This is a genomic window from Embleya scabrispora DSM 41855 (assembly GCF_000372745.1).
GTDB lineage: Bacteria > Actinomycetota > Actinomycetes > Streptomycetales > Streptomycetaceae > Embleya > Embleya scabrispora.
On record NZ_KB889665.1, the window covers coordinates 90,238 to 103,802 of the forward strand.

At 71.0% G+C, this 13,565-nt stretch carries 13 protein-coding genes; 12 read left to right on the forward strand and 1 reads right to left on the reverse strand.

Features of this window, described 5'->3' with window-relative positions; translation table 11 throughout:
- Positions 1 to 96: 96 nt before the first annotated feature.
- Positions 97 to 600: a transcriptional regulator BldD gene (gene bldD / locus A3IC_RS0119775; protein ID WP_020551780.1), complete on the reverse strand. Its 504-nt coding sequence runs from the start codon at positions 598 to 600 to the stop codon at positions 97 to 99.
- Positions 601 to 975: 375 nt separating this feature from the next.
- Between bldD and pyrR the strand changes: the two genes are divergently transcribed.
- The 12 genes from pyrR to rpoZ all read left to right on the forward strand — a co-directional run bounded on the left by pyrR (position 976) and on the right by rpoZ (position 13,465).
- Positions 976 to 1,611, forward strand: coding sequence for a bifunctional pyr operon transcriptional regulator/uracil phosphoribosyltransferase PyrR (pyrR, locus tag A3IC_RS0119780; RefSeq protein ID WP_020551781.1), 636 nt, complete (start codon positions 976 to 978; stop codon positions 1,609 to 1,611).
- Between the two features lie 3 nt (positions 1,612 to 1,614).
- On the forward strand, positions 1,615 to 2,610 hold the full coding sequence (locus tag A3IC_RS0119785) for an aspartate carbamoyltransferase catalytic subunit (RefSeq protein ID WP_020551782.1): 996 nt from the start codon (positions 1,615 to 1,617) through the stop codon (positions 2,608 to 2,610).
- Positions 2,607 to 3,893 (forward strand): dihydroorotase, encoded by a 1,287-nt coding sequence (locus tag A3IC_RS0119790; protein WP_020551783.1) that lies wholly within the window; start codon positions 2,607 to 2,609, stop codon positions 3,891 to 3,893. Before A3IC_RS0119785 ends, A3IC_RS0119790 begins: the two co-directional genes overlap by 4 nt.
- On the forward strand, positions 3,890 to 4,516 hold the full coding sequence (locus A3IC_RS0119795; protein ID WP_020551784.1) for a PH-like domain-containing protein: 627 nt from the start codon (positions 3,890 to 3,892) through the stop codon (positions 4,514 to 4,516). Before A3IC_RS0119790 ends, A3IC_RS0119795 begins: the two co-directional genes overlap by 4 nt.
- A gap of 5 nt (positions 4,517 to 4,521) precedes the next feature.
- Positions 4,522 to 5,655 (forward strand): glutamine-hydrolyzing carbamoyl-phosphate synthase small subunit, encoded by a 1,134-nt coding sequence (carA, locus tag A3IC_RS0119800; RefSeq protein ID WP_020551785.1) that lies wholly within the window; start codon positions 4,522 to 4,524, stop codon positions 5,653 to 5,655.
- Entirely contained in the window at positions 5,648 to 8,959 is a 3,312-nt protein-coding gene (gene carB / locus A3IC_RS0119805; protein ID WP_020551786.1) for a carbamoyl-phosphate synthase large subunit, read from the forward strand. The genes carA and carB overlap by 8 nt, the downstream gene beginning before the upstream one ends.
- An 8-nt stretch (positions 8,960 to 8,967) precedes the next feature.
- Positions 8,968 to 9,819, forward strand: coding sequence for a dihydroorotate dehydrogenase electron transfer subunit (locus A3IC_RS0119810; protein WP_020551787.1), 852 nt, complete (start codon positions 8,968 to 8,970; stop codon positions 9,817 to 9,819).
- Positions 9,819 to 10,841 (forward strand): dihydroorotate dehydrogenase, encoded by a 1,023-nt coding sequence (locus A3IC_RS0119815; protein ID WP_020551788.1) that lies wholly within the window; start codon positions 9,819 to 9,821, stop codon positions 10,839 to 10,841. The genes A3IC_RS0119810 and A3IC_RS0119815 overlap by 1 nt, the downstream gene beginning before the upstream one ends.
- A 134-nt stretch (positions 10,842 to 10,975) precedes the next feature.
- Positions 10,976 to 11,671, forward strand: coding sequence for an orotidine-5'-phosphate decarboxylase (pyrF, locus tag A3IC_RS0119820; RefSeq protein ID WP_020551789.1), 696 nt, complete (start codon positions 10,976 to 10,978; stop codon positions 11,669 to 11,671).
- 542 nt (positions 11,672 to 12,213) lie between these two features.
- Positions 12,214 to 12,537: an integration host factor, actinobacterial type gene (gene mihF, locus A3IC_RS0119825; protein ID WP_026218483.1), complete on the forward strand. Its 324-nt coding sequence runs from the start codon at positions 12,214 to 12,216 to the stop codon at positions 12,535 to 12,537.
- Between the two features lie 28 nt (positions 12,538 to 12,565).
- A complete protein-coding gene (gene gmk, locus A3IC_RS0119830; RefSeq protein ID WP_040876892.1) occupies positions 12,566 to 13,123 on the forward strand; it encodes a guanylate kinase in 558 nt (185 codons plus the stop codon).
- A gap of 78 nt (positions 13,124 to 13,201) precedes the next feature.
- Positions 13,202 to 13,465, forward strand: a complete 264-nt coding sequence (gene rpoZ / locus A3IC_RS0119835) for a DNA-directed RNA polymerase subunit omega (protein WP_020551792.1) — start codon at positions 13,202 to 13,204, stop codon at positions 13,463 to 13,465.
- Positions 13,466 to 13,565 lie beyond the last annotated feature (100 nt).

Sequence of the window (13,565 nt, forward strand, 5' to 3'; positions counted from 1 at the left end):
GGGCGATCGTACAAAAGGTGAAGGGTCCCGAAGCCGGACGGCATCGGGACCCTTCGACGTTTCCGCGAGTCGCGGTCACGCTCCGTCAACTCGTGGTCACGCGTTGCTCTGGTTCTCCACGGCCCGACGGGCTTCCGGGTTGAGCACGCCCCACCCGATCAGCTGCTCGGTCAGCACGCTCGGCGACTGGTCGTAGATCACGGCCAGCGTGCGCAGGTCGTCCTGGCGGATCGACAGCACCTTGCCGTTGTAGTCGCCGCGCTGGCTCTGGATGGTCGCCGCGTAGCGCTGCAGCGGGCCGGCCTGGTCGGACGGAACGGTCTGCAGCCGCTCCAGGTCGAGGACCAGTCGCGGCGGCGGCTCGGCGGCGCCGTTCGGAGTGCCGCCGGGCAGCAGTTCCTGCACCGGGACGCCGTAGAAGTCGGCGAGCTCGGCCAGGCGCTGCACGGTTACCGCACGGTCGCCGCGTTCGTACGAACCGACGACGACGGCCTTCCAGCGGCCCTGGGACTTCTCCTCGACGCCGTGCAGGGACAGGCCCTGCTGGGTCCGGATCGCGCGGAGCTTCGCCCCGAGCTGCTTGGCGTAGTCGCTGGACATCTCGCTCCCAAAACAGGTGACTGACCGTGAAGGTCCACCGGTGGTTGGCCGAACCGATGGGGTGGCTACCTCCGGGCCGGCTTTCTGTACCTCGAACTCTCCCCGAAGCTGCGAGGTTCGGCACGTCGCGACTGTCGCGTTTGGCCCGGTGGTGACTCATTGTGAGGTTACGCAGAGTAATTTGCGTCCGTCAAGCCGAACGGCCTACAAAGCCGGATTCGCGCAGGTGAGAGGCGCCTTTGCTCCGCTTTCGCCCGGCTCGATCACTCGGTCCGGGCGGCCGAAAGACCGATGATGTTGGCTGATACTGTGAGGGACGTACCCCGACGTCCTTTAAAGCCCGTCCTGTGAGACGGGGAAGGAGGTCTGTTTTCCATGACAGCACCTGGCAACACCGGCGGCACGTCGGCCGCCCGTCCCAAGGATCTCGACCCGGCCACCGCCCGCCCGGTCCTGGACTCCTCGGACATCAACCGGGCCCTGACCCGGATCGCGCACGAGATCGTCGAACGCGCCAAGGGCGCCGACGACGTCGTGCTCCTGGGCATCCCGACCCGAGGCGTGGCATTGGCCCGCCGGCTCGGCGAGCGACTCGCCTCGATCGAGGACGGCGCCAAGGTCCCGGTCGGCGCGCTGGACATCACCATGTACCGCGACGACCTTCGGCTCGGCCCCGCCCGCGCGCTGGAGCGCACCGAGATCCCGGCCGAGGGCATCGACGGCAAGCTCGTCGTCCTGGTCGACGACGTGCTCTTCTCCGGCCGTACCATCCGCGCCGCCCTGGACGCGCTGAACGACATCGGCCGCCCGCGCGCGGTGCAACTGGCCGTCCTGGTCGACCGCGGCCATCGCGAACTCCCGATCCGCGCCGACTACGTGGGCAAGAACCTGCCCACGTCGCTGCGCGAGACCGTCAAGGTCCACCTCGCCGAGTACGACGGCCGCGACGCGGTCCTGCTCGGCACCCGCGCGGCCGACCCCGCCGCGGCCCCCACCGACGCGGAGAAGTAGCCAGTGAAGCGCCATCTGATCTCGGCCGCGGACCTCACCCGCGACGACGCCATCCTGATCCTCGACACCGCCGAAGAACTCGCGCACATCGCCGAGCGGCCGATCAAGAAGCTGCCGACGCTGCGCGGCCGTACCGTGGTCAACCTGTTCTTCGAGGACTCCACCCGCACCCGCATCTCGTTCGAGGCCGCCGCCAAGCGGCTGTCCGCGGACGTGATCAACTTCTCCGCCAAGGGCTCCTCGGTCTCCAAGGGCGAATCGCTCAAGGACACCGCGCTGACCCTGCAGGCGATGGGCGCCGACGCGGTGGTCATCCGCCACCACGCCTCCGGCGCGCCGCACCGCCTGGCCGGCTCCGGCTGGCTGCGCGGCTCGGTGGTCAACGCCGGCGACGGCACCCACGAGCACCCCACCCAGGCGCTGCTCGACGCGTTCACCATGCGGCGCAGGCTGGCCGGCGGGCGCGGCGATCTCGAAGGCCGCCGAATCACACTTGTGGGTGACGTCCTGCACAGCCGGGTGGCTCGCTCCAACGTGCTCCTGCTGGCCACCCTCGGCGCCGAGGTCACCCTGGTCGCGCCGCCCACGCTGCTCCCGATCGGCGTGGAGAGCTGGCCCTGCACGGTCTCCTACGACCTGGACGCGCCGCTGCCCAAGAGCGACGCGGTGATGATGCTGCGCGTACAGCGCGAGCGGATGAACGCCGCGTTCTTCCCCACCGAGCGCGAGTACTCGCGCCGCTACGGCCTGGACCTGCGCCGGATGGCGATGCTCCCCGAGCACGCCATCGTGATGCACCCCGGCCCGATGAACCGAGGCATGGAGATCGCCGCCGAGGTCGCCGACTCGACCCGCTCGACCATCGTCGAGCAGGTCACCAACGGCGTCAGCGTGCGGATGGCGGTCCTGTACCTGCTCCTGGGCGGCAACGAACCGGCCCTGAGCGCCCCGAGCACCGCCAGCACCCCGAGCACCGGCACCGAGGAGAGCACCAAGTGAGCACGTACCTGATCAAGGACGCCAAGGTCCTCGGGGGCGACGCGTCCGACGTGCTCATCCGCGACGGCGTGATCGCCGAGATCGGCACCGACCTGAGCACCGACGGCGCCACCGTGATCGAGGCCGCCGGGCAGATCCTGCTGCCGGGCCTGGTCGACCTGCACACCCACCTGCGCGAGCCCGGCCGCGAGGACGCCGAGACGGTCGCCACCGGCGCGAACGCGGCGGCGCTCGGCGGCTTCACCGCCGTGCACGCGATGGCCAACACCGACCCGGTCGCGGACACCGCCGGCACCGTCGAGCAGGTCTGGCGGCTCGGCCAGGAGACCGGCCGCTGCGACGTGCACCCGGTCGGCGCGGTCACCGTGGGCCTGGAGGGCAAGCGGCTCGCCGAGCTGGGCGCGATGGCCGACTCGGCCGCGCGCGTGCGGGTGTTCTCCGACGACGGGAAGTGCGTCGACGACGCGGTGATCATGCGCCGCGCGCTGGAGTACGTGAAGGCGTTCGACGGCGTCGTCGCCCAGCACGCGCAGGAGCCCCGGCTGACCGAGGGCGCCCAGATGAACGAGGGCACCGTCTCCGGCGAACTGGGCCTGCGCGGCTGGCCCGCGGTCGCCGAGGAGTCGATCATCGCCCGCGACGTGCTGCTCACCGCGCACGTCGGCTCGCGCCTGCACGTGTGCCACGTCTCCACGGCGGGCTCGGTGGAAATCCTGCGCTGGGCCAAGTCCAAGGGCTGGAACGTCACCGCCGAGGTGACCCCGCACCACCTCCTGCTCACCGACGAACTCGTGCGCAGCTACGACCCGGTCTACAAGGTCAACCCGCCGCTGCGCACCGCCGCCGACGTCACCGCGCTGCGCGAGGCGCTCGCCGACGGCACCATCGACGCGGTCGCCACCGACCACGCCCCGCACCCCAGCGAGGACAAGGACTGCGAGTGGGCGGTCGCCGCGATGGGCATGCTCGGCCTGGAGACGGCCCTGTCCATCGTGCAGGAGACCATGGTCGACACCGGCCTGCTCGACTGGGCCGGCGTCGCCGACCGGATGTCCGTGCGCCCCGCCGCGATCGGCCGACTGGAGGGGCACGGACGCCCGGTCGAGGTCGGCGAGCCCGCCAACCTGGTGCTGGTCGACCCGACCCCACGGCGTACGGTCGAACCGTCCGAACTCGCCTCGCGCAGCCGAAACACCCCCTACGCCGGACTGGAACTCCCCGGCAAGGTGGTCGCCACGTTCCTGCGCGGCGTACCCACGGTGATCGACGGGAAGCTCGCGTGACTCCAGGCACCGCCCACCACGACCTGCTGCTGCTCGCCGGCACCGAACAGAAGTCGGCGGAGGTGACGAACTGGAGCGGTCGCATCCTCTGGATCGGCATCTGCCTCGTCTTCGTGCTCGGTGTCTACCTGCTGATGTGGCGCGCCTGGAAGAAGCGAGGCGAGCGCCAGGCGGCGCTGCCCGCGCTGCCCACCGCCCCCGAGGCCGGCGCCGCGCCGCTGCTGCCGCCGCTGGTCGGGCGCTACTTCGGCAGCACCACCGCCGGCGACTGGCTGGACCGGGTGGTCGCGCACGGTCTGGGCACCCGCAGCCCGGTCGAGCTGACCCTGCGCCCGGACGGCCTGGTGGTCGAGCGCCCCGCCGCGACCGACTTCTTCGTGCCCGCCGCGGCGCTGACCGGCGTGCGGCACGAGAAGGGCATCGCCGGGAAGGTGCTGCCCGAGGGCGGCCTGCTGGTGATCACCTGGACGCACGGCGACACCTCGCTCGACTCCGGCTTCCGCAGCGACCACCCGGACGACCACGACGCGTGGATCGAGACCATCACCCGGCTGATCGCCGGGGAACTGCCGGCGACCGCCGGCACGGCTACAAAGAACCACCAGGAAGGATCGGTCACGTGACCGCAATGACCGGACGGGCCACGACGCCTGCGGTGCTCGTCCTCGAGGACGGGCGCACGTTCCGCGGCAGCGCCTACGGCGCGGTGGGGGAGACGTTCGGCGAGGCGGTGTTCTCCACCGGCATGTCGGGCTATCAGGAGACCCTGACCGACCCCTCGTACCACCGCCAGGTCGTCGTGATGACGGCCCCGCACGTCGGCAACACCGGCGTCAACGACGAGGACCCCGAGTCGTCCCGGATCTGGGTCTCGGGCTACGTCGTCCGCGACCCCGCCCGAGTGCCCTCCAACCACCGCTCGCGCCGTTCGCTCGACGACGAGCTGGTGCGCTACGGCGTGGTCGGCATCAGCGGCATCGACACCCGCGCGTTGACCCGCCACCTGCGCGAGCGCGGCGCGATGCGGGTCGGCATCTTCTCCGGCGACGCCGCACGGGCGGACGAGGCCGCGCTGCTGGAGCGGGTGCGCGCCAGCCCCGAGATGGCCGGCGCCGACCTCGCCGAGCAGGTCAGCACCGACGCCGCCTACGTGGTGCCCGCGATCGGCACCAAGCGCTTCACCGTCGCGGCGCTGGACCTGGGCATCAAGGGCATGACGCCGCACCGGATGGCCGAGCGCGGCATCGAGGTGCACGTGCTGCCCGCGACCGCCACGCCGGCCGAGGTCTACGCCGTCGCCCCCGACGGCGTGTTCTTCTCCAACGGCCCCGGCGACCCGGCCACCGCGACCCACCAGATCGAGCTGCTGCGCGCCGTCCTGGCCCAGGGCACCCCGTTCTTCGGGATCTGCTTCGGCAACCAGCTGCTCGGCCGCGCGCTGGGCTTCGGCACCTACAAGCTCAAGTACGGCCACCGCGGCATCAACCAGCCCGTGCAGGACCGCACGACCGGCAAGGTCGAGGTCACCGCGCACAACCACGGCTTCGCCGTGGACGCGCCGCTGGACACCGTCTCGGACACCCCCTACGGGCGCGTCGAGGTCAGCCACGTATGCCTCAACGACGACGTCGTCGAGGGCCTGCGGCTGCTGGACCGACCCGCGTTCAGCGTGCAGTACCACCCGGAAGCGGCGGCCGGACCGCACGACTCCGCCTACCTGTTCGACCGTTTTGTGACGCTGATGGAGACCAAGAGTGCCTAAGCGCAGCGACCTGAAGTCCGTCCTGGTCGTCGGCTCGGGCCCGATCGTCATCGGCCAGGCCGCGGAGTTCGACTACTCCGGCACCCAGGCGTGCCGGATCCTCAAGGCCGAGGGCCTGCGGGTGATCCTGGTCAACTCCAACCCGGCCACGATCATGACCGACCCGGAGATCGCCGACGCGACCTACGTCGAGCCGATCACCCCCGAGTTCGTCGAGAAGATCATCGCCAAGGAGCGCCCCGACGCGCTGCTGCCCACCCTGGGCGGGCAGACCGCGCTCAACATCGCGGTCTCGCTCAGCGAGAACGGGGTGCTGGAGAAGTACAACGTCGAGCTGATCGGCGCCAACCTCGACTCGATCCAAAAGGGCGAGGACCGCGACCTGTTCAAGGGCGTGGTCGAGCGGGTGCGGGAGAAGATCGGGCACGGCGAGTCGGCCCGCTCGGTGATCTGCCACTCGATGGAGGACGTGCTCGCCGGCGTCGACACGCTCGGCGGCTACCCGGTGGTGGTTCGCCCGTCCTTCACCATGGGCGGCGCCGGCTCCGGCTTCGCGCACGACGAGGAGGACCTACGCCGGATCGCCGGGCAGGGCCTGACCCTGTCGCCGACCACCGAGGTGCTCCTGGAGGAGTCCATCCTCGGCTGGAAGGAGTACGAGCTGGAGCTGATGCGCGACAAGCACGACAACGTCGTGGTCGTCTGCTCGATCGAGAACTTCGACCCGATGGGCGTGCACACCGGCGACTCGATCACCGTCGCGCCCGCGATGACGCTGACCGACCGCGAGTACCAGACCCTGCGCGACGTCGGCATCGCGGTGATCCGCGAGGTCGGTGTGGACACCGGCGGCTGCAACATCCAGTTCGCGATCAACCCCGAGGACGGCCGGGTGATCGTGATCGAGATGAACCCGCGCGTGTCCCGCTCCTCGGCGCTGGCCTCCAAGGCCACCGGCTTTCCGATCGCCAAGATCGCCGCGCGGCTCGCGATCGGCTACACGCTGGACGAGATCCCCAACGACATCACCAAGGAGACCCCGGCCAGCTTCGAGCCCTCGCTCGACTACGTCGTGGTCAAGGTCCCGCGTTTCGCCTTCGAGAAGTTCCCGGCCGCCGACGACCGCCTCACCACCACGATGAAGTCGGTCGGCGAGGCGATGGCGATCGGGCGCAACTTCACCGAGGCGCTGAACAAGGCGCTGCGCTCGCTGGAGAAGAAGGGCTCGCAGTTCGACTTCGTCTCCGAAGTCGCGGACAAGGACGCCCTGTTGGTCGCGGCCGAGAAGCCCACCGACGGCCGGATCAACGTGGTCATGGACGCCATCCGCGCCGGCGCCACGCCCGAGGAACTGTTCCAGGCCACCGGAATCGACCCGTGGTTCCTGGACCAGATGTACCTGATCCACGAGATCGCGGGCGAGGTCCGCGACGCGGCCGAGCTGACCCCCGAGGTGCTGCGGCTGGCCAAGCGGCACGGCCTCTCGGACGTGCAGATCGCGGCCATCCGGGGCATGCGCGAGGAGGTCGTGCGCGAGGTGCGCCAGGCGCTCGGTGTGCGTCCGGTGTACAAGACCGTGGACACCTGCGCCGCCGAGTTCGCCGCGCGCACCCCGTACCACTACTCGTCCTACGACGAGGAGAACGAGGTCGCGCCGCGCACCAAGCCGGCCGTGATCATCCTGGGGTCCGGGCCGAACCGGATCGGGCAGGGCATCGAGTTCGACTACTCGTGTGTGCACGCCGCGTTCGCGCTGCACGACGCCGGCTACGAGACCGTGATGGTCAACTGCAACCCGGAGACCGTCTCCACCGACTACGACACCTCCGACCGGCTCTACTTCGAGCCGCTCACCCTGGAGGACGTGCTGGAGATCGTGTATGCCGAGACCCAGGCCGGACCGGTCGCCGGCGTCCTGGTCCAGCTCGGCGGGCAGACCCCGCTGGGCCTCGCGCAAAAGCTCAAGGACGCGGGTGTGCCGATCGCGGGCACCTCGCCCGAGGCGATCCACCTCGCCGAGGAGCGCGGCGCGTTCGGCCGGGTCCTGGCCGAGGCCGGCCTGCTCGCGCCCAAGCACGGCACCGCGTTCTCCTTCGGCGAGGCCAGCGCGATCGCCGCCGAGATCGGCTACCCCGTGCTGGTGCGGCCCTCGTACGTGCTCGGCGGGCGCGGCATGGAGATCGTCTACGACGAGCCCTCCCTGGCCGCCTATCTGGAGCAGAACGCCGGCCTGGTCAGCGACCACCCGGTGCTCGTGGACCGCTTCCTCGACGACGCGATCGAGATCGACGTGGACGCGCTCTACGACGGCGAGGACCTCTACCTCGGCGGCGTGATGGAGCACATCGAGGAAGCCGGCATCCACTCCGGCGACTCGGCCTGCGCGCTCCCGCCGATCACGCTGGGCGCCCACGACATCAAGCGGCTGCGCGCGGCCACGCTGGGCATCGCGCGCGGCGTCGGGGTTCGCGGACTGATCAACATCCAGTTCGCGCTCTCCGGCGACATCCTCTACGTCCTGGAGGCCAACCCGCGGGCGTCGCGGACCGTACCGTTCGTGTCCAAGGCGACCGCCGTGCCGCTGGCCAAGGCCGCCGCGCGCGTCTCGCTCGGCGCCACGATCGCCGAACTGCGCGCCGAGGGGCTGCTGCCCGCCGAGGGCGACGGCGGCACGCTGCCGATGGACGCGCCGATCGCGGTCAAGGAGGCGGTCCTGCCCTGGAACCGCTTCCGCGACACCAAGGGCCGCGGCGTGGACACCGTGCTCAGCCCGGAGATGCGCTCCACCGGCGAGGTGATGGGCATCGACGCGGTGTTCGGCACCGCATACGCCAAGTCCCAGGCCGGCGCCTACGGTTCGCTGCCGCTCGGGGGCCGCGCGTTCGTCTCCTTCGCCAACCGGGACAAGCGCTCGATGGTCTTCCCGGTCAAGGCCATGCACGACATGGGCTTCGAGATCCTGGCCACCGAGGGCACCGCCGAGGTGCTGCGCCGCAACGGCGTGCCCGCCACCGTGGTGCGCAAGCACAGCGAGGGCGCGGGCCCCGACGGCGAGCCGACCATCGTGCAGCTGATCCACAGCGGCGAGGTCGAGCTGATCGTCAACACCCCGTTCGGCACCGGCGGCCGGCTCGACGGCTACGAGATCCGCACCGCGGCGGTCACCCGGGGCATCCCGAGCATCACCACGGTGCAGGGCTTCGCCGCGGCGGTACAGGGCATCCAGTCGCTGATCGCCGGCGACATCGGGGTGCGCTCGCTCCAGGAGCACGCCGACCACATCACGTCCCACCGAAAGGGCTGACGACACCGATGGCACTTCCCCTGCAGGTGCAGGCGGAGATCGTCGGCCGCGAACCCGCGGGCGCGTATCACCGCATGGTGCTGCGCGCTCCCGGGATCGCCGCCCGCGTCGAACCAGGTCACTTCGTCGCCGTGGCGATCGGTGGTGCGGACTCGGCGATGCTGCTGCGCCGCGCGTTCTCGATCCACCGGGCCGACCCGGCCGCGGAGACGATCGACGTGGTCTTCGCCGAGGCCGGCCGCGGCACGCGCGAGCTGGCCCGGCTGCGCGTCGGCGACAGCGTGAACGTGGTCGCGCCGCTGGGCACGCCCTTCCCGCTGCCGGCCGAGCCGGTCAGCGCGGTGATGGTGGCCGGCGGTTACGGCAGCGCGCCGATGTTCGCGCTCGCCGAGAAGATCGTGGCCGATGGTGGCTCGGTCGCCTTCGTGCTCGGCGCGGCGACCGCGGAGCGGCTGTACGGCGTGGACCAGGCGCTCGCGATCACCGAGGACGTCGTGGTCACCACCGACGACGGCTCGGAGGGGGTGCGCGGCTTCGTCACCGGGCCGCTGCCCGAGGTGCTCACCGCCGTGCAGGCGGGCGTCGTCTACGCGTGCGGGCCGATGGGCATGCTGCGCGCGGTCACCGAGGTGGCCACGGAGCACGACGCGCGGGTGTTCACCGCGGTCGAGGAATCGATGGCGTGCGGTGTCGGGGTATGCATGACATGCGTGCTCCCGGTGGTCGGCGACGACGGGGTCAGCCGGTTCGTCCGCTCGTGTGTGGACGGTCCGTGCTTCGACGGCACCAAGGTGCGTTGGGACGACGCCGGCACGATTCCGGCGGACATCGAGGGCGCAGCGGCGATGGGAGCCCACTGATGACCGACGGATACGGCGGTTTCGCCGACAACGACGACGCCGGCGACTTCGACGCGCCGCCGTCCACGATCATGCTGCCCGGCGGCGGGATAGACCTGGCTACCCGGCTCGGCTCGACGCTGCTGCCGAATCCGGTGACCACGGCCTCGGGCTGCGCCGGCTACGGCAAGGAATTGGCCAAGTTCTTCGAGCCGGCCGCGATCGGCGCGGTGGTCACCAAGACGATCATGCCGTACCCGCGCTCGGGTCGAGCCACCCCGCGGATGGCCGAGACGCCGTCCGGGATGCTCAACTCGATCGGCCTCCAGGGCCCGGGCATCGACGCGTTCGTCGAGCGCGACCTGCCCTGGCTGGCGGCGCGCGGCGGACGCACCATCGTGTCCATCGCGGGCGGTCACGTGGACGACTTCGTGGCGCTGACCGAGCGGCTCAAGGGCGCGCCCGGCGTGGTCGGCATCGAGGCCAACATCTCGTGTCCGAACGTGGCCAATCGGGGCCAGGTGTTCGCGTGCAACCCGGCCACGTCCTACGACGTGATCCGCGCGGTTCGCGACGCGGCCGACCCGCTGGTGCCGGTGCTGGCCAAGCTGTCGCCGGACGTGACGTCGATCGTGGACATCGCCCGGGCGTGCGTGGAGGCGGGCGCGGACGGCCTGTCGATGATCAACACGCTGCTGGGCATGGTGATCGACACCGACACGATGAAGCCGGTACTGGCGGGCGTCACCGGTGGGCTCTCCGGCCCGGCGGTGCGGCCGGTCGCGGTGCGCTGCGTCCACCAGGTGCACGCGGCGATGCTGGACGGGCAGATGGCGCGGGTGCCGATCGTCGGCATGGGCGGCATCCGCACCGGCCTGGACGCGCTGGAGTTCATCCTCGCGGGCGCGGCGGCGGTGTCGGTGGGCACGGTGATCTTCAACGACCCGTCGGCGCCGGTGCGGATCCTGGACGAGTTGCGGGCGGCGCTGATCGCCCGCGGCTTCGGATCGCTGGAGGCGGCGATCGGGTACGCGCACCGCTGAGGTTCGTGGCAGGTGACGGGGATGCCGGTACGGACGGGGTTCGTGCCGGCATCGCCGTGTCCGGGCCGGGGCTCGGATCGGGGCCCGGGCCGGGGCGCGGACGAATTTTCGATGTCGACGAGAGTGGGATTTCGATGAGCAACCTCGCACCCGTGGCGGTGGCCCTGGACGCCCCGGACCTGGATCGCGCGCTCGCGTGGGCCAAGGCCGTGGGTCCGCATGTGAGCACGGTCAAGGTGGGTCTGGAGGTGTTCCTGCGGGACGGCGCGGACGCCGTCCTGGGCGCGCGCGAGGCCAGCGGCGGGCGGGATGTGTTCCTGGACCTGAAGCTGCACGACATCCCGAACACGGTGGCGGGTGCGGTGCGTTCGGTCGCGCGGCTCGCGCCGACGTATCTGACCGTGCACGCGAGCGGCGGGAGCGCGATGATCCGCGCCGCGGCGGACGCGGCGCCGGAAGTGAACATCGTCGCGGTGACGGTGCTGACCTCGATGGCCGAGGAGGACCTGGCGGCGGTCGGTCTGGCGGGCCCCTCGATCGAGGCGGCCCGACGGCTGGCCGGGCTCGCGGTCGCGGCCGGGGCGCGCGCGATCGTGTGTTCGCCGCGCGAGGTCGCGGCGGTGCGGGCCGAGGTGGGCCCGGGCATCGTGCTGATCACCCCGGGGGTGCGGCCGGCGGGCGCGGCGCTCGGCGACCAGAGTCGGGTGGCCACACCTGAGCAGGCGTTGGCCGACGGCGCGGACCTGCTGGTGATCGGGCGGCCGATCACGGGCGCGGCGGACGTCGGTGCGGCGGCACACGCGATCGGGGCGGGTCTGGCGGCGCGATAGTGGCTCGTGGCGCGGGGCGGGTCACCCGTGACGTCCCGGGGCCGCCGCGGTGGACGCCGCGGGAACGCCGGGCGGCTCGTGGATGCCGCTGTGGCGTCCGTGTGGAGCCCCGCCGGGCTCCCGGGGGTCACGGGGCCCGGCGCGCCCGACGAGCGCCCCGAGGGCCGTCCCGGGCCGTTGTGGCGGCCCTGGTGCGTCGACCCGGGCGATCCGACCGTGCGGCTCGGCCCGGCGTACCGGATCGGAGCCGGCCGCCGCGCGCAAGAGCGCCGGGAGGGGGCGCGGAGGCGCGGTCGGGCCCGCCGGCCGCCCCGAAGTCGTCCGACGCTCCGTCAGGTACGGGTTTTGCCGCAGGTAGCCGGGCTTTTCCCATCGATTCGGGCGACGCGGACCGATTCGCCGACTAGGCTCCCTCGTGAGCCGGCCCGGTGGAGTGTCGCGCGTTGCCGCGAACGCTCTGACCAGCTAGGTTCCACTGTTTGTTGGTGGCCGTCCGAGCCGGGCGGCCTTGAGGATCGCAACGAAGTCCGAGGTGACACGGCGTGGCTCTCCCACCCCTGACCCCCGAAGAACGCGCGGATGCGCTCGCTAAAGCCGCTGCGGCTCGGCGGGAGCGCGCCGAGGTGAAGAACCGGCTCAAGAACTCCGGTGCTTCGCTCAGCGACGTCATCAAGGAGGGCAAGGACAATCCGGTCGTGGGCAAGATGAAGGTATCGGCCCTCCTGGAGTCCCTCCCCGGCGTCGGCAAGGTGCGCGCCAAGCAGCTCATGGAGAAGCTGAACATCTCCGAGACCCGGCGTGTCCGTGGTCTCGGCACGAACCAGATCGCAGCACTCGAACGGGAATTCGGTGGCTCCGCGTCCTGACGCGGGCGCCGGCTCCGATCCCCGTACCGTGCACGGCACCCGTCGACTCACCGTGCTCTCCGGCCCCTCCGGGGTCGGCAAGAGCACGGTGGTCGCAGACCTGCGCCGCCGTCACCCCGAGGTTTGGCTGTCTGTGTCCGCGACCACACGCAAGCCCCGTCCAGGGGAGAGCGACGGTGTGGAGTACCACTTCACCGACGGCGATCAGTTCGACAAGCTGATCGCCTCGGATGAACTGCTCGAATGGGCCGAATTCGCCGGGAACCGATATGGGACCCCGCGACTGCCCGTGCTCGAACGGCTTGACGCCGACGTTCCGACCCTGCTCGAAATCGACCTGCAGGGCGCCCGGCAGGTACGGCAGGCGATGCCCGAGGCACGCCTGGTGTTCCTCGCCCCGCCCTCGTGGGACGAGTTGGTCCGCCGTCTGGTGGGCCGGGGGACCGAATCCCCCGAAGTCATCGAGCGGCGCCTGGCCGCCGCGAAGGTCGAGTTGGCCGCGGAATCCGAATTCGACGTGACGCTGGTCAACACGTCCGTCGAAGACGTCGTACGCGAACTGCTAGCCTTGATGAACGTATCTTGATCGTCCGGGCTGCCCGATAGCCGACAGGCAGCCCGACTTTCACCCACAGCTTTCACAGCTTTTCGAAGGGCCCCCGCCTTGTCAGCTTCTTCCACCGCACCCGAGGGCATCATCAACCCGCCCATCGACGAGCTCTTGGAGGCGACCGACTCCAAGTACAGCCTCGTCATCTACGCGGCGAAGCGTGCTCGGCAGATCAACGCCTACTACTCGCAGCTCGGCGAGGGCCTGCTGGAATACGTGGGTCCGCTCGTGGACACGCACGTGCACGAGAAGCCGCTGTCGATCGCGCTGCGCGAGATCAACTCGGGCATGCTGACCGCCGAGCCCATCGAGGGCTGAGCGAGTCGCGCGACTCGACGGCGCCGTTATCTGCGCTGTATCGCTGAACTGCTCGACGCGAAGGGCCCGACGGTGTTCCGTCGGGCCCTTCGTGCGTCTC

Bases quoted from the DNA above. Each gene is read 5' to 3' on its own strand.
- bldD (WP_020551780.1), bottom strand. From the start codon at position 600: ATGTCCAGCGACTACGCCAAGCAGCTCGGGGCGAAGCTCCGCGCGATC.
- pyrR (WP_020551781.1), top strand. From the start codon at position 976: ATGACAGCACCTGGCAACACCGGCGGCACGTCGGCCGCCCGTCCCAAG.
- carA (WP_020551785.1), top strand. From the start codon at position 4,522: ATGACCGGACGGGCCACGACGCCTGCGGTGCTCGTCCTCGAGGACGGG.
- A3IC_RS0119810 (WP_020551787.1), top strand. From the start codon at position 8,968: ATGGCACTTCCCCTGCAGGTGCAGGCGGAGATCGTCGGCCGCGAACCC.
- A3IC_RS0119815 (WP_020551788.1), top strand. From the start codon at position 9,819: ATGACCGACGGATACGGCGGTTTCGCCGACAACGACGACGCCGGCGAC.
- pyrF (WP_020551789.1), top strand. From the start codon at position 10,976: ATGAGCAACCTCGCACCCGTGGCGGTGGCCCTGGACGCCCCGGACCTG.